Genomic DNA, 16397 nt, shown 5'->3' with positions numbered 1-16397 from the left:
CCCCCGCGCCCGGGCCCCCGAACCTGGCCCCTCGAGCCGGGACCACGGAGCTTGCACCACGGAGCCTGCACCACGGAGCCTGGGCCGCGACGCTTTCTTGAGATAGTCCAGAAAGCCGGGTAGGGTGGCGGCATGTCGACCCTCGAGCACACCGCCGCCCTCCGGGGCGCGGGCCTGCGCGTGACCGCTCCGCGGCTCGCGACGCTGGCTGCGGTCGAGGCGCGGCCGCACTCCGACGCCGAGTCCATCGCGCGGACCGTCCGGGAGAAGCTGGGCACCGTGTCTCGGCAGGCGGTCTACGACGTGCTCAATGCCCTCTCCGACGCGGAGCTGCTGCGTCGGGTGTCGGTCGGCGGCCGCAGCATGCAGTACGAGATGCATCGCCACGACAACCACCACCACCTCGTCTGCCGCCGGTGCGGACGGCTCGAGGACGTCCCCTGCGCGGTCGGCGAGGCCCCCTGTCTGGTCCCGCACGACGACCACGGCTTCGACATCGAGATCGCCGACGTCGTCTACCGCGGGACCTGCTCCGACTGCCGGTCCGCCGCGACCTCCGTCGTCGACACCTGACCCCTCCGACCGGCGCGCCGGTGCCCGCCCGGGCATCGGTGTCCGAACGTTTCACCACAGCTTGTCAGAATCCAACACAACCCAGGAGATGGACATGACCGACTTCGATCCCACGATCCCCAGCACCACGGAATCGGGTGCGCCGCGCCCGTCCGACGCGAACTCGCTGAGCGTCGGCCCCGACGGCCCCCTGATGCTCCACGACGTCGCCCTGGTCGAGAAGCTCGCCCGCTTCGACCGCGAGCGCGTCCCGGAGCGCAGCCCGCACGCGAAGGGCTCGGGCGCCTTCGGCGAGCTCGAGATCACCGAGGACGTCTCGCAGTACACCAAGGCCGATCTGTTCCAGCCCGGTCGCAGGACCCCGATGCTGGCCCGCTTCTCCACCGTCGCCGGTGAGCTCGGCTCGCCCGACACCTGGCGCGACGTGCGCGGCTTCGCGCTGAAGTTCTACACCGAGCAGGGCAACTACGACCTGGTCGGCAACAACACCCCGATCTTCTTCGTGCGCGACCCCATGAAGTTCCCCGACTTCATCCACTCCCAGAAGCGCACCCCGGCCTCCGGCCTGCGCGACAACACCATGCAGTGGGACTTCTGGAGCAACTCGCCCGAGTCCGCCCACCAGGTCACCTACCTCATGGGCGATCGCGGCCTGCCCAAGACCTGGCGCCATATGAACGGCTACGGCTCCCACACCTACCTGTGGATCAACGAGTCGGGCGAGAAGTTCTGGGTCAAGTACCACTTCCACACCGACCAGGGCCTCGAGTTCCTCACCAACGAGGAGGCGGAGAAGATCGCGGGCTCGGACAGCGACTACCACCGCCGCGACCTCTTCGACGCCATCGAGCGCGGCGAGAACCCGAGCTGGACCCTGTCCGTCCAGGTGATCCCCTACGAGGACGCGAAGACCTACCGCTTCAACATCTTCGACCTCACCAAGACGGTCCCCAAGCAGGACTACCCGCTGATCAAGGTCGGCCGGATGACCCTGAACAAGAACCCGCAGAACCACTTCGCGCAGGTGGAGCAGGCGGCCTTCAGCCCCTCGAACACGGTGCCCGGCATCGGCCTGTCCCCGGACAAGATGCTGCTGGGCCGTTCGTTCTCCTACCCGGACGCGCAGCGCCACCGCATCGGCACCAACTTCAACCAGCTGCCGGTGAACCAGCCCGTCGTGCCCACGAACTCCTACGACAAGGAGGGGTTCATGCAGTTCCTGCACACCGGTGACGCGCCGGTCTACGCACCGAACTCCTACGGGCGCGCCTACCAGGACGCGCAGGGCCCGGTGGAGGACGGCTGGGAGGCCGACGGCGAGCTGGTCCGCGCCGCGTACACCCTCCACGAGGAGGACGGCGACTTCGTCCAGCCCGGCATCCTGGTGCGCGAGGTCTTCGACGACGCGCAGCGCGACCGCCTGGTCGAGACCGTCTCCGGCGGGCTCAGCACCGTCGAGGAGCCGGTCCTGTCCAAGGCGCTCCAGTACTGGAAGAACATCGACACCACGATCGGTGAGCGCATCGAACTGGCGCTGAACACCGATAAGGGCGATGAGCTGCCCGGCGGAGATCCCCACAGCGCCTGAGCCGAGCGGCCCCCGGCCCGGTGACCTCCGCGGCACCGGCCCGGGACCGCGAGCGCGGCCCGTCCCCGAAGGGGGCGGGCCGCGCTCGTCGTACGGGGGCGTGCCGGAGGCGGTGCCTCAGACCACCAGCACCTCGCAGTCGGCGGAGAGCAGCAGCTTCTGCACCGTCAGACCCAGCAGGTGGCGGGCCAGGTCGCGCTGGCGGCGCACGCCGAGCACGAGCAGCTCGGCCCTCTCCTCCTCGGCCACGTCCAGCAGCACGTCGGCGATGTCGTCCTCGGTGTCCTCCTGCCGGAAGGCGACCCGCACGCGGGCGCCGCGCAGCTGGTCGCGGGCGATCTCGAGCTGCTGCTCGTTCGCATGGCGGGGATCCGTGCTGACGCCCTCGCGCAGCACGTTGACCACGATCAGCGGCCCGCCGCGCTGCTCGGCCTCCTCGCGTGCCGCGGCCAGCGCCTTGAAACCCACCTCGGTGGGGATGAATCCGACGACGACGGCCATCTGCTCTCCTCGGGTGCGGTCCGGGCGGCGGTCGCCGTCCGGTCGGCGCTCGGCCTGGCCAGATCCTACTGGTCCGGGGACCTGCTGCGGAGGGACCCGGGCCGGGTGATCGGGCCGCGGCCGGCTCAGGGCTGCTGACGCGGGGCCGGGGAGGGGCTCGCGCGGCGCTGTCCGGACAGCGCCTGGATCTCGTCCATGATGCGCTCGGTGAGCAGTCGGCGACGCACGCCCTTGGAGGCACCGGGGTCGATCTCGGAGACGTCGATGGGGGTGCCGATGCGGATGCTGACCGCGCCGCGCTCGGGGATCAGCCGGGAGAACATGTGCTGGGTCCCCGTGAGGCCGACGGGCAGCACCGGGCAGCCGGATTCGATCGCGAGCCAGGCGGCACCCTGCTTGCCGGGGTGGAGCAGGCCGTCCTTGGAGCGGCTGCCCTCGGGATAGATCGCGAAACCGCCGCCCTCGGAGAGGATCGTGAGCCCGGCCTGGAGCGCCCCCTTGCCCGAGGACAGCGCCCGGCGGTCCACCGGGACGGATTCCACGGCGTCGAAGAACCAGCGCAGGATCCAGCCGACGGGACCCTTCTGGGTCCACAGGGTGTCCTTGGCGACGTACCGGATCTGACGGGGCAGCGCCACCGGCAGGAGGAAGCTGTCGATGTTGGCCAGGTGGTTCGAGGCGATCACGAAGCCGCCCTCAGGGGGGACGTTCTCGAGACCGGACACCCGTGGCTTCCACAGCAGCGCGACGAGCGGGCGGGCGATGCCGCGGGCTCCGAAGTAGAAGCGTCTGGCCACGGGGGATCCTCCTGGGTCGAGCGGATGCGCGCTCCACGATAATCCTGTCGGCGCCCCCGGTGCCGCGTCGGCTCACGGCCGCGGCGTCGGGTCCTGCCCCCGGCGCGTCCCGGGCGTCTCGTCGATGCCGTGCCGCGCCGTCCGGGTGCCCGGACGGCGGCCCAGGTCGCAGGGGGGAAGCCGCCCGGGCCGCGACGGCGTCGGTGTGGTAGAACAGGCGTGCGTCCTGCGCCGATCCGTGGCGCGATGCCGGGGGCGGCCCGGCGCCCGCCGAGAGCCTCGCGGAGCAGCCGCCGATCCCCGCCGAGCACGAGGAGCCTGCCGATGCCCAAGACCCTGAACATCGCCGTGATCGGCGCCGGAACCATGGCCCAGTCCGTGCATCTCCCGGTGCTGCGACGCCGATGGGACCGCTTCGCGGTCGCCGCGCTGGTGGACCATTCCACGCGACGGCGCCGCGAGGCCTCCGAGGTGTGGGGGATCGAGGAGGAGCGCCGCTACGAGTCCGTCGCGGATCTCGTGGCCGCCGTGCGCGCGAAGACCCTCTCGCTGGACGGCGCGGTGCTGTCGACCGACGGCCTGCACGTCGAGGACCTGCTGGCGCTCATGAAGCGGGGGATCCCGGTGCTCGCCGAGCCGCCGCTGGGCTTCTCCGCCGAGGAGGTCGCGAAGGTCGCCGACTTCGAGCGGATGACCGGCCGTCGACTGGTGATGATGGCCTATCCCCAGCAGTACGACGACTCGGTCTCCCGCATGTCCGAGCACATCGCCGCCAAGGACCTGCGGATGGTGGACCACGAGGTGCTGATGCCGGCGAGCCAGCCGCTGTTCGGGGCCGCCCACGTCACCACCTCCTCCTACGACCTGCCCACCGAGGTGCGCTCGCAGCGGCGCAAGGCCCTGCAGGCCGCGGTCGTGGCGGGAGCGGGGGACGGCGCCACGCAGCGTGACCGCGACCTCTATGTGAAGGGCCTGCTGACGGGCCTCGCCCACCAGATGGCCGTGACGGAGGCCGCCTACGGTGCGATCACGAAGCTGGTGGCGGTGCGTCACTGGCCCCGGGGCGTCATCCCCGGCTCGATCGAGCTGCTCGGCGAGCTGGAGGGCGGCGCGCAGGTGCGGCTGGTCTGGCACTACCTCCCCTTCGCGCCCGAGTACTCCGAGACCGTGCAGGTGCTCTCCGCGCGGCGGCGGATGAACGTCGAGCTGCCCGCGCCCTCGCACGGTGACGTGCGCTCCACGGTGTCCCTGCGGGAGAAGAAGTCGGGTGTGGTGCAGGAGACCTCGACCACCGCGCCCAAGGGGGCGGCCGAGCTCATGTGGGAGGCCTTCCACGCCTTCGTGGAGAAGGGCACGCCGCCCGTGGCCGGCGCCGCCGAGGCCCGCGCCCAGGTGGAGCTGCTGCGCGAGGTGCTCTCGAGCATCGTGGTCTCCGAGGGACGCAGTCTCGAGGCGGCCGCGGACGAGAAGCAGAAGGACGAGGAGGAGAAGGACGAGGGACAGAAGGACGAGGAGCAGAAGGATGAGGAGCAGAAGCCCGAGGGGCAGGACGGCGAGGAGCAGAAGCCCGAGGGGCAGGACGGCGAGGAGCAGAAGCCCGAGGAGGCTCAGGTCGACGCGGGCGAGGAGGCGAGCGCCTCGGTGAGGCCGCCCGAGGTGGGGCAGGCGGACGCGCCGGAGGGGTCCGCCGCGTCTCCTGCCGCCGGTGCCGCCGCGCAGCCCGCGTCTCCCGCCGTCACCGCGGAGCCCTCGCCCCCGACGGGGGAGGAGGACGTCTGGAACCTCGAGGGCAGCTCCTCGCCGGCCGGCCCCGCGACGGATCGCGCCCCCGGCAGCGATCTCGCCGACGCCGGCCCTGCGGATACTGCCGACCCCGTCGACCCGGTCGACCCTGCCGGCGCCGCCGGTGCCGCCGACGTCGTCGACCCGGCCGACGCCCCGGCCGACGCCTCTACGGACGGGGCTGCGGACGGGCCCCCCGAGTCCCCCGAGGACTCCCGCGGCTGACCGCCCGCGGTCCCGACGACGTCTCCGTCACGACCCCCGCCGCCCTCGGGCCGCGGGGGTCGCGGCGTCCCGGCGGGCGGCGCGAAGGGCGGGGCGCCGGCGACACGCCGAGGGCCCGCTTCCGACACGCCGAGGGCCCGCTTCCGACACGCCGGGGCGCCGCGTCCGACACGCCGTGCGCGCCCCGGGACACGCCGAGGATTCGCTCTCTCCGTCCGTGATCCGCACGGCATCCGGCGCCCGTCGCGGGGCCGTCATCCACCGTCCGCGAGGACCGTCGGACCCCTCGTCCACACTCGAGTGTGCATGCACCCTCGCGTTTCGTGCGTGGCCCCGCCGCTCCGTCCCCAGCCGTGCCGATCTGTCCACAGTCCATCAACATCCGGCTGTGGATGACAGTGTTGTAGTTCAGTACATCTTGTGGTCGTTCCCTCGGGTCACCACTAGGTGTAGTGTTGACGTCGTCGCAGTGATCCGGGCCCTCGAGGCCCGGGGAGCAGCGGCCCGGTCCTCCGGTGACGTCCCCAGGACCTCCGTGGACAACCCGTGACATCCCCGTTATCGCGCCTCGGCGCGGCGCTCGTGAAAGGCCCTTCCCTTGGACATCACCGTGTACTCGAAGCCCCTCTGCGTGCAGTGCGATGCGACCAAGCGCGCGCTGAACAAGGCGGGCGTCGCCTACGACGTCGTCGACATCACCGAGGACGCCGACGCCCTCGCGAAGGTCAAGTCCCTGGGCTACGTCCAGGCACCGGTCGTCATCACCGCGGAGGACCACTGGTCCGGCTTCCGCCCCGACAAGATCAAGGCCATCGCGGGCGCCGGCGCACAGCGCCGGGCCACCGCCATCTGAGAGCCCGGGGAGGTGTCGGCGTGACCAACCTCGTCTACTTCTCCTCGGTCTCCGGCAACACCAAGCGCTTCATCGAGAAGCTCGGGATGCCCGCCGAGCGCATTCCGCTCCACGCCAAGGAGGATCCCCTCGTCGCCGACGAGGAGTTCGTCCTGGTGGTCCCGACCTATGGCGGGGGCAACGGCCGAGGTGCCGTGCCCAAGCAGGTCATCAAGTTCCTCAACGACGAACGCAACCGGACCCTCCTCCGGGGCGTGATCAGCGCGGGGAACACCAACTTCGGAGAGGCCTTCTGCATGGCCGGGGACATCATCTCCGCCAAGTGCGAGGTCCCCCACATGTACAGGTTCGAACTGTTCGGTACACCGCGCGACGTGACGCGGGTCCACGACGGATTGGAAGAGTTTTGGCGACACTGACGGAGATGCCCCCCGTCGAGCACAACCGGCGGCTCGACTACCACGCGCTGAACGCGATGCTGAACCTCTACGGACCGGATGGCACCATCCAGTTCGAGAAGGACGGCGAGGCGGCACGGGAGTACTTCCTGCAGCACGTGAACCCCAACACGGTGTTCTTCCACTCGCTGCGCGAGAAGATGGACTACCTGATCGAGAACGACTACTACGAGCCCGAGGTCCTCGAGCAGTACGACTTCTCCTTCGTCGAGTCCCTCTCGGAGCGTGCCTACGCCAAGAAGTTCCGCTTCCCCACCTTCCTCGGCGCGTTCAAGTACTACACCTCGTACACGCTGAAGACCTTCGACGGGAAGCGGTACCTCGAGCGCTTCGAGGACCGCGTGGTGATGGTCGCCCTGGCCCTCGCCCGCGGTGACGAGGAGCTGGCCCGGAACCTGGTCGAGGAGATCCTCGACGGCCGCTTCCAGCCGGCCACCCCCACCTTCCTCAACGCGGGCAAGGCCCAGCGCGGAGAGCTCGTGAGCTGCTTCCTGCTGCGCATCGAGGACAACATGGAGTCCATCGGACGCTCCATCAACTCCGCGCTGCAGCTGTCCAAGCGCGGCGGCGGCGTCGCCCTGCTGCTGTCGAACCTGCGCGAGTACGGTGCGCCGATCAAGCACATCGAGAACCAGTCCAGCGGCGTCATCCCCGTCATGAAGCTGCTCGAGGACTCCTTCTCCTACGCGAACCAGCTCGGTGCGCGTCAGGGCGCCGGTGCGGTGTACCTCAACGCCCACCACCCGGACATCCTGCGGTTCCTGGACACCAAGCGCGAGAACGCCGACGAGAAGATCCGCATCAAGACCCTCTCCCTCGGCGTGGTCATCCCCGACATCACGTTCGAGCTCGCGAAGAAGAACGAGCCGATGTACCTGTTCTCCCCGTACGACGTGGAGCGCGAGTACGGCAAGCCCTTCGCCGACGTGAACATCTCCGAGTGCTACCGCGAGATGGTCGACAACCCGAACATCTCCAAGAAGAAGATCAAGGCGCGCGACTTCTTCCAGATCCTCGCGGAGATCCAGTTCGAGTCCGGGTACCCGTACATCATGTTCGAGGACACCGTGAACCGGGCGAACCCGATCGCCGGCAAGGTCACCCACTCGAACCTGTGCTCCGAGATCCTGCAGGTCTCGACCCCGTCGCACATGAACGTGGACCTGACCTACGAGGAGATGGGCCGGGACATCTCCTGCAACCTGGGGTCGATGAACATCGCCAAGGCGATGGACTCCCCGGACTTCGCCCTCACCATCGAGACCGCCATCCGCGGCCTCACGGCGGTCTCGGACACCTCGGACATCGAGTCCGTGCCCACGATCGCCGAGGGCAACCGCAAGTCCCATGCGATCGGTCTGGGCCAGATGAACCTCCACGGGTACCTGGCGCGCGAGCGGGTGTTCTACGGTTCCGAGGAGGGCCTGGACTTCACCAACATGTACTTCTACGCGGTCACCTATCACGCCATCAAGGCGTCGATGCGGCTCGCGAAGGAGCGCGGCGAGACGTTCTACGACTTCGAGAACTCGAAGTACGCCACGGGCGAGTACTTCGACAAGTACATCGAGAATGCCTGGGAGCCGCGGACCGAGAAGGTGCGTGCCCTGTTCGCCGAGTCCAACGCCCACCTGCCCACGCAGGAGGACTGGACGCAGCTGCGCGAAGAGGTCGCGAAGCACGGCATGTACAACGCGTACCTGCAGGCCGTGCCGCCCACCGGCTCGATCTCGTACATCAACCACTCGACCTCGTCGATCCACCCGATCGTCTCCAAGATCGAGATCCGCAAGGAGGGCAAGATCGGGCGCGTCTACTACCCGGCGCCCTACATGGACAACGACAACCTCGAGTACTACGAGGATGCGTACGAGATCGGGTTCGAGAAGATCATCGACACCTACGCCGAGGCCACGCAGCACGTGGACCAGGGCCTGTCGCTGACGCTGTTCTTCAAGGACACCGCCACCACGCGCGACGTCAACCGGGCGCAGATCTACGCCTGGCGCAAGGGCATCAAGACCCTCTACTACATCCGCCTGCGGCAGATGGCGATCGAGGGCACCGAGGTCGAGGGCTGCGTCAGCTGCATGCTGTGAGCCGTCGGCGCTGACGACGAGGGCGGGCATCCGGGGATCCGGGTGCCCGCCCTTCGTGTGTCCGCGAGGCCGCTGTCGTGGCGGCGTCGCCTCCTCAGTGGCGTCGCCTCCTCAGTGGCGCCGTCCCCGCGGTCGGCGCCTGCGGTCGACGTCATCGCCGCGCAGGGCCGCGCTGAGGCTGGAGAGCCCCGCGTAGAGCACGCCGGCCACGGGCCAGAGCACCCAGGTGACGCCCCAGTCCCCGCTGAGGAAGCTCCACGCCAGGTAGATCGCGGCCGCGACGGGCCAGTAGATCGCGGCGACGGCGCGGACGACGGGGTTGTCGCTGCGCTCGGGGTCGTCCTCGTCCTCGGGCTCCTGCAGGAGGTTGCCGGTCGCGGTGTCGGACCAGCCGGCTCCCGTCATGATCGCCAGGCCCGCCGCGACCATCGCCAGCGTGAGGCTCACCCCGTACAGCGGGGCGAAGGACATCTCCGCGGAGAGCAGGGAGACGAGGATGACGGGCAGGGCGCAGAGGATCCACAGCAGGATCGCGACGGCGCTCGCGATCGTGACGGCGCTGCGACGCTCCCGCTCGAGGTCCTCGGCGAAGGCGCGCACCTGCGGTCCGGGGGTGAAGTCCCCCTCGTCGATGTCCTCGAAGTCCTTGAGGCGCAGGTCCCGCCCGAGGAGCAGCAGGATGCCGGAGGCGACCAGCACGAGCACGGCGGTGATGCCGGCCGCGACGGCCCATCCCGCGGGCGATCCCGAGGGGTCGGTGGTGGCGGCGATGAGCAGCAGGAGCGGCACCGCGCAGAGCACGAACAGGGCGAGGCCCGTCGCGGGCATCCACTGGGTGCGGCGCACCGCCTCGACGTACTCCCGGGCCCGGAAGACGTCGAGCTCCGGGAGGGCGGCGTCGGCGGCCTCGGGGGAGCGGCTCAGCTCGGTGTCGATCCCCAGCACGGGGGCGACCTCCTCGAGGGTGCCGAACTCGGCGATGACCCTGCCCACGGCCTGCGACTCGGTGAGGCCGTCGGCGATGAGCCCCTGCTGCGTGTCCTCCATCATGGCGCGCAGCTCGGTGCGCGCCTCGCGCAGTCGGGCGGTGTCCGGGTAGGGGGCGAAGAGGGTGTCGAGATAGGAGTCGATGACGTTCACGGTGCGTCCTTTCCGTCCGCGAAGTGGTCCACGAGCGCTCGTGTGCTGCGCCATTCCTCGCGCTTGGCGTCGAGCTGCTCGAGACCGGCGGGTGTGAGCCGGTAGTAGGTGCGGGGCTTGCCCGTGGGGGAGAGGTCCTCGTAGCTGTCGAGCAGGTCCTGGGACTGGAGGCGCTTGACGGCGGTGTAGAGGGTCGTCTGCTTGATGGTGTACTCGCCGCGGGAGCGGTCGGTGATGGTCCGGGAGATCTCGTAGGCGTACGAGGGGCCGGCCTCGAGCAGCGCCAGGACGATCAGGTCGATGTGCCCGCGGATGGCATCGGCTCCGATCACATCGCTCTCCTCTCGGCGGTGGCGGCGGCGGTCGGGGCGCGCCGCGATGGTCCCCACACCGTACTACGGCACGCGTAGTACGGCAAGGGGAGTGGAGCGAGCGCGCTCCGCCGTCACCGCGCCTGCTGCCCCCGCGGATCGTGCGCGCCGTAGGTCATCCGGCGCAGCAGCCGCTCGGCCGGGCCGCGCAGGCCGCGTGAGTCCATCCAGGCGGCGATCGGCAGCGAGAGCAGCCACACGCCGAGGGCGATCGCCACCGCGGAGGCGGTGCTCAGGTGCTGGCCGAGCCCCAGGGCCCAGCTCGCCATCAGCGGCGCCAGCAGCAGGGACTGGAAGAGGTAGAAGGTCAGGGAGCGCTGACCGACGGCGGCCAGCACGCGCACGATCCCGGAGGGGGCGGAGGTCGGCGCCGGAGCCTCGACGGCGGGGTCCCCGTAGGAGCGCTCGGCGGGGGAGAGGGCCGCCTGGGCGGCCGCGCGCTCGGCGCGGCGAGCGCGCCGGGCCTCCTTGTCGAGCACCTCCGAGCCGTCGGACCGGGCGGGGCCCTGCGGGGCCGTCGGCCGCTTCTCGAGCCGCACCGCGAGCAGGCCGAAGGCGGCCGCGTAGCCGATGCCGCAGGCCACTCCGCCCAGGGAGTTCAGCCCCGAGAAGGCCCATCCCACCGCCTCCGGGAGGGGCAGCACGCCGAGGATCACCAGCGCGTCGGGCACTCCGGCGAGCCAGCCCAGGCCGATGCCGCCGATCGCGAGGCGGGACAGGGTGCGGGTGCGGTGCCACGGCTCGTCCAGCAGGCGGCCGCGAGCGGCGATCCAGCCCAGCAGGATCGGCAACGGGGCGACGAAGAGCGCGATGGGGACGGTGAGCACGACCCACATCCCGGCGCGGAAGAGCACGGAGAGCAGGTAGGGCTGGTCGTAGGCGAGGTCGCGGACGAAGGCATTGCTGAAGGCGACCCCGCCGCCCGCCTCCATCTCGGCGATCACCTCCGGCGGTGAGAACAGCATCGTCGCGACGGCGCCGACGATGCTGAACAGGGCGAAGGCCAGCATGATCCCCGCGATCACGCTCGCCCACACGACGAGCGTGCGGGTGCGTCGGCCGAAGAAGATCCACACCAGCAGCAGCCCGGCGACCGCGTAGGCGCCCAGGATGTCCCCGTAGAACAGCAGCGCCGCGTGGAGCAGGCCCAGCAGCAGCATCGCCCAGTGCCGCCGGCGCAGCATGACCCGGACGACCGCCGGCGCCAGGCCGCGATCGATCCGCGAGCGGTAGAACTGCACCATGCCGTAGCCGAACAGGAACGCGAACAGCGGCATCGCCCGGTGGTCCACCGCCACGGTCATCAAGGCCTGCACTGCCGTGTCCAGCGGGCCCTCGGCAGGGACGTGCGGGGTCATGCCGACGTCCCCGGTGTGGCCCCACAGGAACCAGGAGACGTTCGCGATCGCGATCAGGGCGAGCATCAGGCCGCGGGAGATGTCGGGGGCCAGGGACCGCTGCGGGGGTCCGGACGGCGGTGCCGGGGCGGTGGGCGGCGAGCCCGGGGCGGGCGAGGAGGATGCGGTCACGGGGCGGCCTTTCGCAGGAGCGGCGGGGCCGACGGTCCCGACCTGCCGCGATGTGGCCCCGAAGCTACTGGTGCGGCCGCGCCCGTGCGTACGACCAAAGTCGGCAGGGCCGTCATGGATCGGCCGGGACAGGAGTCCGGGGCGGGGCGCGGGCGATGGTGGCTCTTCCCACCGTGACCCGGGACTGTCGCGCATGCTTTCGAGACCCCCCACTGCCTAGACTGGCCGGGACTCGAACCCCCGAGATCCCTGCTCGAACCCCCGAGATTTCTGACTGTGAGGCTGCGGTGAACGACCACCTGAAGACGACGGTCCAGGCCATCAACTGGAACCGGATCCCGGACCCCAAGGACCAGGAGGTGTGGGATCGCCTGACCGGCAACTTCTGGCTGCCCGAGAAGGTCCCGCTGTCCAACGACGTCCAGTCCTGGAACCGCCTCAGCGAGGACGAGCAGGGCCTGGTGATGCGCGTGTTCACGGGCCTGACCCTGCTGGACACGGTGCAGGGCACCGTCGGCGCCGTCTCCCTGATCCCGGACGCGGTCACCCCGCACGAGGAGGCGGTGTACACCAACATCGCGTTCATGGAGTCGGTGCACGCGAAGTCGTACTCGCAGATCTTCTCGACGCTGGCGAGCACCAAGCAGATCGACGAGGCCTTCCGCTGGAGCGAGTTCAACGAGCCGCTGCAGAAGAAGGCGCAGATCGTCATGGACTACTACACGGGCGACGACCCCGAGAAGCGCAAGGTGGCCTCGACGCTGCTCGAGTCGTTCCTGTTCTACTCCGGCTTCTACCTGCCGATGCACTACTCCAGCCGCGGCGAGCTCACGAACACGGCGGACATCATCCGCCTGATCATCCGCGACGAGGCCGTGCACGGCTACTACATCGGCTACAAGTTCCAGAAGGCGGTCGAGAAGGCCTCCCCGGCCCGCCAGCAGGAGCTCAAGGACTACACCTTCTCGCTGCTCATGGAGCTGTACGAGAACGAGGAGGAGTACACCGAGGATCTCTACGACCCGGTGGGCTGGACCGAGGAGGTCAAGACCTTCCTGCGCTACAACGCGAACAAGGCGCTGATGAACCTCGGCTACGAGAGCCTGTTCCCGCAGGACCAGGTCGAGGTCAACCCGGCGATCCTCGCGGCGCTGTCCCCGAACGCGGACGAGAACCACGACTTCTTCTCCGGCTCGGGATCCAGCTACGTCATGGGCAAGGCCGTCGAGACCGAGGACGACGACTGGGACTTCTGAGTCAGCAGATCCGCGCCCCGGGCCACCGGGATTCCGCGGAATGCACGACGGGCCGGGCGATAAACGCCCGGCCCGTCGTGCATTCCGGAGGAACCGGAGCCGGCGAATGCGATGTGGCTCTCTTCGGCAGACCGTGTGGTCACCGTGATGACCTGCGGTGTCGCCGTAATGCGGTCGCATTCGGTCATGGAGCGCCATACTGGGACAGCAGGAAACACATCTCTTCCCCCACCTTGAGAGGACCTCACAATGGGACTCATCGGACTCATCATCTCCTGGATCATCATCGGCGCGATCATCGGCCTCCTGGCTCGCGCGGTCATGCCGGGCAAGCAGGCCATGGGCCTGGGCTTGACCATCGTCCTGGGCGTCGTCGGCGCGATCGTCGGCGGCTTCATCGGCGGGCTGCTCGGCGGTGACGGCGTCAGCGGCATCATGAACAACCCGTGGAGCATCGGCACCATCCTGCTCTCGGTCGTCGGCGCCCTGATCGTCATGTTCGTCTACGGCATCGTCACCAAGAACCGCGCCTGACCTCCTCCGCGCCGGGCGCCGTGCCCGGACGTGCCACGGCGCCGCCCCGGATCCTCCGGGGCGGCGCCGTCCGCATCCCCGCCCCGGGGAACGTCCCCGACCGCCCCGACCGCCCCGGGCCCCGGCGCCCCTGGTGCTTTCCTCTCCCATGGGCGACGCTGGGGGCATGACCACCATCGAGCCCCCGATCACCGCTGATCTCGCCCGTGCGGCGCGGGCCCTCGCCCAGGTGTCCCTCGCCGATCTCGCCGACGCCGCCGAGCTCGAGACGGAGGATCTCCGCCGCGTCGAGCGCGGGAACCACTCCCTCACCGACGAGGAGGAGCTGCGCCTGCGCCGTGCCCTCGAGGACTTCGGCGTCGAGCTCCTCCCGGCCGACGACGACGCCGGCCACGGCTACGGCGTGCGGCAGAAGTTCACCCATCGCACCGCGGTGCGCGTGGAGAACTGGGAGAACGAGGGCGGCCCCGCCGGCGAGGACGACATCTGAGCCGTCCGACGGCCCCTGCCCCGATCCCTGCCCGGGCCTCCGCCGCGATCTGCGGGTCGTCCGCCTCCCTGCCGTCGCCGCGCTCTCAGCGGGGGACGTCGGCCGTGCGCCGGCCGTCCTCCTCGACCGCATGACGCCCCGAGGACCAGCGGGCGGTGTCGGCCGCGAGCGCCTCGAGCTCCTCCGGGGCGACCAGCACCGTGAGCACGGCGCTGCGCGCCGAGTACTGCGTCGGCTCGACGGTGGCGCCCTGGGCCGCGGCCCAGACCCGCACGGCGTTCTCCGCGAGGCCCACCTCCGCCGGCGGCACCTCGATCCGCGCCACGACCAGCTCGGTGCGGCGCAGCAGGGTGGCCGCCGCGAGGGCCTGCTCGACCCCGGCGGTGTAGGCGCGCACCAGACCGCCCGCCCCGAGCTTCACCCCGCCGAAGTAGCGGATCACGATCGCGAAGGTGTCGACCGCCCCGGCGTGCAGCAGCGACTGCAGCATCGGCATGCCCGCGGTCCCCGCCGGCTCCCCGTCGTCGTTCGAGCGGTGCATCTCGGCGCGCTGCGCGGTCTCACCCAGCACCAGCGCCGTGCAGTGGTGGCGCGCATCGGGATGCTGGGCCCGGGCGGTCCGCAGCAGCGCATCGGCCTGCTCCACCTCCGCGACGCGGTGCAGGCGGGTGAGGAACCTCGAGCGCTTCTCGACCAGCTCGGTCTCGACGTCGGCGGCGAGGACCAGAGGATCGGGCATGGCTGCGAGTCTAGGCGGCACGGGGCGATATAGCCTGGGTGCCGTCCCCGACGACGACGCCCCGACGAGTTCCAGGAGCATCCCGTGACCCAGCCTCCCCCACCGCAGCCGTCCCCCGATCAGCAGCCGTCCTCCGGCCCGCTCTCCCCGCAGCCCGGCCATCCCGCCCCGGGAGGCATGTACTCCCCGGCACCGCAGGGCGGGCACTCCGCGCCGGCGAAGAAGCCCTCCAAGGCGCCGAAGATCCTCATCATCGTCGGCGCCGCGATCCTCGTCCTCAGCCTGATCGTCGGCGTGGTGCTCGCGGTCATCGGCTTCGGCGGGCTCGCGAGCACCGCCTCGAAGGTCGAGGTGTTCGAGAGCGGCAGCGGGACCATCACGGCGGAGGCCGGCGACAGCCTGCAGCTGTACGCCGAGGAGGGCACGCCTGCCCCGCAGTGCACCGTCGACGGACCCTCCGTGGGGCCCGGCACCTCGCAGACCAGCGAGTTCGCGGACGGGGAGCGCCAGTGGGCCTCCTTCGACTCCTTCACCGCCGAGGAGGCCGGCGACTACGACATCCAGTGCGGGGACACCGCGGTGATGGTCGGCCCGCCCGTCTCGATCGGCGGCATCTTCGCCGGTCTCGGCGGGATCGTCCTCGCGATCGGCGGCGGTTCCCTGGGCCTCCTGCTGCTCGCGATCGGCGTGGTCCTGGTGATCCTGCGGAAGCGCCGCGCCTGACCTCCCCCGCGGCGCCGTCCCCGCCGAGCCGCAGCCCGCGCTGATCGACGCGATCGAGCCGGCGCGCGGCGGGGGAGCGGCGCGGCGCCGAGCGAGGTCGCGCCCCATGACGGAGCGCGTGCCCCATGACGGAGCGCGTGCTCACGACACGACGGGGCTCACGACGCGACGGGGCCCGGCAGGACCGATGTCCTGCCGGGCCCCGACCGCGTGCGGGACGCGGTGCTCAGGCGTCCTCGGTGATCAGCGGGTACACGCCGTCCTCGTCGTGGACCTCGCGGCCGGTGACCGGCGGGTTGAACACGCACACGCAGCGGATCTCCTTGCGCACGCGCACCTTGTGCTTGTCGTGGTCGTTGAGCAGGTACAGCGACCCCGGCGCGAGCTGGTGGACCTCGCCGGTGGCCAGGTCCTCGATCTCGCCCTCGCCGTGGGTGATGAAGACGGCCTCGATGTGGTTGGCGTACCAGAAGTAGCTCTCGGTGCCCTCGTAGAGGGTGGTCTCGTGGACGGAGAAGCCCACGCCCTCCTTGGCCAGGATGATGCGCTTGGAGCGCCAGGTCTCGGACTTGATGTCGGCGTCGGTGTCCTCGACCTCGGCGAGCGTGCGAACGAGCATGGGGGTGTCCTTCCGATGGAGGGTTCGGGGTCCGGATCCTGCGACGCGGCGCGGCGCAGGGCGTGGGGGCGCCCCGCGCGCGGGGGGGGGGGGCGGGGGGGGGGGGGGGGCGCGGGGGGG

General features: G+C 70.5%; 17 protein-coding genes. 10 read left to right on the top strand and 7 right to left on the bottom strand.

Annotation, left to right across the window (positions count from 1 at the left end; genetic code table 11):
* Positions 1-132 precede the first annotated feature (132 nt).
* The gene (locus ACT3SP_RS16415) at positions 133-573 is read left to right on the top strand and encodes a Fur family transcriptional regulator (RefSeq protein ID WP_444588374.1); all 441 of its coding nucleotides are present in this window, start codon (positions 133-135) and stop codon (positions 571-573) included.
* A 94-nt stretch (positions 574-667) separates the two neighbouring features.
* Positions 668-2161: a catalase gene (locus ACT3SP_RS16410; protein ID WP_444588373.1), complete on the top strand. Its 1494-nt coding sequence runs from the start codon at positions 668-670 to the stop codon at positions 2159-2161.
* Between the two features lie 117 nt (positions 2162-2278).
* On the opposite strand, the gene ACT3SP_RS16405 is transcribed toward ACT3SP_RS16410, so the two are convergent.
* Together ACT3SP_RS16405 and ACT3SP_RS16400 are read right to left on the bottom strand one after the other, a co-directional pair.
* Positions 2279-2662 carry a universal stress protein gene (locus tag ACT3SP_RS16405; protein ID WP_444588372.1) on the bottom strand — a complete coding sequence of 128 codons (384 nt, stop codon included), beginning with the start codon at positions 2660-2662 and terminating at the stop codon, positions 2279-2281.
* Between the two features lie 125 nt (positions 2663-2787).
* The gene (locus tag ACT3SP_RS16400) at positions 2788-3459 is read right to left on the bottom strand and encodes a lysophospholipid acyltransferase family protein (RefSeq protein WP_444588371.1); all 672 of its coding nucleotides are present in this window, start codon (positions 3457-3459) and stop codon (positions 2788-2790) included.
* Between the two features lie 324 nt (positions 3460-3783).
* On the opposite strand from ACT3SP_RS16400, the gene ACT3SP_RS16395 reads away from it, so the two are divergent.
* From ACT3SP_RS16395 to nrdE, 4 genes are all read left to right on the top strand, one after another.
* A complete protein-coding gene (locus tag ACT3SP_RS16395; protein ID WP_444588370.1) occupies positions 3784-5466 on the top strand; it encodes a Gfo/Idh/MocA family oxidoreductase in 1683 nt (560 codons plus the stop codon).
* Between the two features lie 598 nt (positions 5467-6064).
* On the top strand, positions 6065-6319 hold the full coding sequence (gene nrdH, locus ACT3SP_RS16390) for a glutaredoxin-like protein NrdH (RefSeq protein WP_444588369.1): 255 nt from the start codon (positions 6065-6067) through the stop codon (positions 6317-6319).
* Positions 6320-6339: 20 nt separating this feature from the next.
* On the top strand, positions 6340-6738 hold the full coding sequence (gene nrdI, locus ACT3SP_RS16385; RefSeq protein ID WP_444588368.1) for a class Ib ribonucleoside-diphosphate reductase assembly flavoprotein NrdI: 399 nt from the start codon (positions 6340-6342) through the stop codon (positions 6736-6738).
* Between the two features lie 5 nt (positions 6739-6743).
* Positions 6744-8876: a class 1b ribonucleoside-diphosphate reductase subunit alpha gene (nrdE, locus tag ACT3SP_RS16380; protein ID WP_444588367.1), complete on the top strand. Its 2133-nt coding sequence runs from the start codon at positions 6744-6746 to the stop codon at positions 8874-8876.
* A 111-nt stretch (positions 8877-8987) separates the two neighbouring features.
* Here the strand turns inward: nrdE and ACT3SP_RS16375 are convergent, their stop codons facing one another.
* The 3 genes from ACT3SP_RS16375 to ACT3SP_RS16365 form a co-directional block, all read right to left on the bottom strand.
* Positions 8988-10016, bottom strand: a complete 1029-nt coding sequence (locus ACT3SP_RS16375) for a permease prefix domain 1-containing protein (protein ID WP_444588366.1) — start codon at positions 10014-10016, stop codon at positions 8988-8990.
* Positions 10013-10348 carry a PadR family transcriptional regulator gene (locus tag ACT3SP_RS16370; protein ID WP_444588365.1) on the bottom strand — a complete coding sequence of 112 codons (336 nt, stop codon included), beginning with the start codon at positions 10346-10348 and terminating at the stop codon, positions 10013-10015. Before ACT3SP_RS16370 ends, ACT3SP_RS16375 begins: the two co-directional genes overlap by 4 nt.
* 113 nt (positions 10349-10461) lie before the next feature.
* Positions 10462-11916, bottom strand: a complete 1455-nt coding sequence (locus tag ACT3SP_RS16365; RefSeq protein WP_444588364.1) for a DUF418 domain-containing protein — start codon at positions 11914-11916, stop codon at positions 10462-10464.
* Between the two features lie 287 nt (positions 11917-12203).
* Here ACT3SP_RS16365 and nrdF point away from each other — a divergent pair, with 287 nt between their 5' ends.
* From nrdF to ACT3SP_RS16350, 3 genes are all read left to right on the top strand, one after another.
* Positions 12204-13172, top strand: coding sequence for a class 1b ribonucleoside-diphosphate reductase subunit beta (gene nrdF, locus ACT3SP_RS16360; protein ID WP_444588363.1), 969 nt, complete (start codon positions 12204-12206; stop codon positions 13170-13172).
* Positions 13173-13421: 249 nt separating this feature from the next.
* Positions 13422-13706 carry a GlsB/YeaQ/YmgE family stress response membrane protein gene (locus ACT3SP_RS16355; RefSeq protein WP_444588362.1) on the top strand — a complete coding sequence of 95 codons (285 nt, stop codon included), beginning with the start codon at positions 13422-13424 and terminating at the stop codon, positions 13704-13706.
* 166 nt (positions 13707-13872) lie between these two features.
* Positions 13873-14196, top strand: a complete 324-nt coding sequence (locus ACT3SP_RS16350) for a hypothetical protein (protein WP_444588361.1) — start codon at positions 13873-13875, stop codon at positions 14194-14196.
* An 85-nt stretch (positions 14197-14281) separates the two neighbouring features.
* Here ACT3SP_RS16350 and ACT3SP_RS16345 read toward each other — a convergent pair whose 3' ends face one another.
* Positions 14282-14935, bottom strand: coding sequence for an IMPACT family protein (locus tag ACT3SP_RS16345; protein WP_444588360.1), 654 nt, complete (start codon positions 14933-14935; stop codon positions 14282-14284).
* A gap of 84 nt (positions 14936-15019) precedes the next feature.
* Here ACT3SP_RS16345 and ACT3SP_RS16340 point away from each other — a divergent pair, with 84 nt between their 5' ends.
* Positions 15020-15658, top strand: coding sequence for a hypothetical protein (locus ACT3SP_RS16340; RefSeq protein WP_444588359.1), 639 nt, complete (start codon positions 15020-15022; stop codon positions 15656-15658).
* A gap of 226 nt (positions 15659-15884) precedes the next feature.
* Here the strand turns inward: ACT3SP_RS16340 and ACT3SP_RS16335 are convergent, their stop codons facing one another.
* Entirely contained in the window at positions 15885-16277 is a 393-nt protein-coding gene (locus tag ACT3SP_RS16335) for an ectoine synthase (RefSeq protein WP_444588358.1), read from the bottom strand.
* Between the last annotated feature and the right edge of the window lie 120 nt (positions 16278-16397).

Source organism: Brachybacterium sp. AOP43-C2-M15 (genome assembly GCF_052446295.1).
Classification (GTDB): Bacteria; Actinomycetota; Actinomycetes; order Actinomycetales; family Dermabacteraceae; genus Brachybacterium.
This window is presented reverse-complemented; position numbering and strand designations above follow the sequence as displayed.